Source organism: uncultured Campylobacter sp. (assembly GCF_938018145.1).
Taxonomy (GTDB): Bacteria; Campylobacterota; Campylobacteria; order Campylobacterales; family Campylobacteraceae; genus Campylobacter_A.
In genome coordinates, this window is record NZ_CALIII010000251.1 from 1 (window position 1) to 1327 (window position 1327).

1 protein-coding gene is annotated in these 1327 nt (G+C 44.2%); it reads right to left on the reverse strand.

Annotated features, from left to right (window positions below; genetic code table 11):
• Positions 1–676: bifunctional phosphoribosyl-AMP cyclohydrolase/phosphoribosyl-ATP diphosphatase HisIE (gene hisIE, locus Q0338_RS05790; RefSeq protein WP_298085929.1), on the reverse strand; the 676-nt coding region annotated here is incomplete at its 3' end.
• Positions 677–1327: the final 651 nt, after the last annotated feature.

Genomic DNA, 1327 nt, shown 5'->3' on the forward strand with positions numbered 1-1327 from the left:
TTGCGGCGTTTTCGTTTGAAATTTTAGCAAAATTTTCGTTTTGGGTTAAATTTGATGAAATTTGGCCGCCGTTTGCGTCAGAGTCAAACTGTGAAGTTTCATTTTTGCGCGCCGAGGCGTCCTTACACGCCATAACTAGCTCCGTGGCCTCCTCGCCGACTTTTTTTAGGATTGCGTTTTCGCCCTTTTTAAACAAGCTCGCGACGTATGAAGTCTGTGGATCGGCGTTTAGCTTGCGGTCTAATATCGCGTGATAAACCTCGTCGATTATGCCGTAGATCGGCTTTTTGGCTTGGTTTAAATTTTGCTCTTGTGTCAAATTTTGCCCGTCGACGCTGATTAAATTTGACTCGCCGCCGTCTCCAGAAATCTTTCTAAAAAAGCACGATTTTGCGCCGGTGTGGCACGCTAAGCCGCCGTTTTGAACGACTTTGAGCAAGATCGTGTCGTTGTCGCAGTCAAGGAAAATCTCGTCTATGGCCTGCGTATTTCCGCTCTCCTCGCCCTTTTTCCAGATGCGGTTTTTCGTGCGCGAAAAATAGTGCGCAAAGCCCGTTTTTAGGCTCAAATTTAACGCCTCTTCGTTCATATAAGCAAGCATCAAAACCTCGCCGCTCGAGCTTTCTTGTACGACGGTGGGCAAAAGGCCGCCCACTTTTTCCCAGTCTATTTTCATTTTTATTTCCTTTCGGCTACGGGTTTGGCTCGGCGTGCAGGCAAATTTTAGCTATACGAGGGATTTTACCGCCATTCGTCTTAAATTTAGCGAATTTTTTAATTTTACTCGCCAAGACCCGCAACTTTATGGTGCTAAATTTGTTTTTCAAATTTGTCGCGTCATTAAAAACTATTTTACTTCTTTGTTAAGTGGAAGGGTTTAAATTATATTCCGATTTTACTCTACAGTTTTCTTTTTCTTTCCTTTAGGGGAGGAAGGGGCTTTACTTACCGGTCTGCCTGCAGCTGCTAGCGCAGCGACGCAGAAGCCCTCTCTAACCCCACTGTACGTGAGAAGTTGCTGTGCTATACGCAGGTTTATCTGGCGCTAATGCTCCGCACGGTTTTAAATTTTACAAGGGGGTAAATTTGACGTTTTCAAGATACGGGTCTCGGTGGGTAAAATTTGAAGTTAAATTTATAAATTTAGCCAAATTTGACTTCAAATTTGAGCGTAAAACGATAAGGCAAAGTATCGCAAGATGGATTTTTACTTCGCTATGCTCGTAACGCTAAAGCGAGAAAAGGCTTTGCTTCACTTGCGGTCGCAACTGCAAGCAGAAGCGACGTAAAAATTTAGCCTAGCTGGACAAGTAGTCCGCCGAGCTAA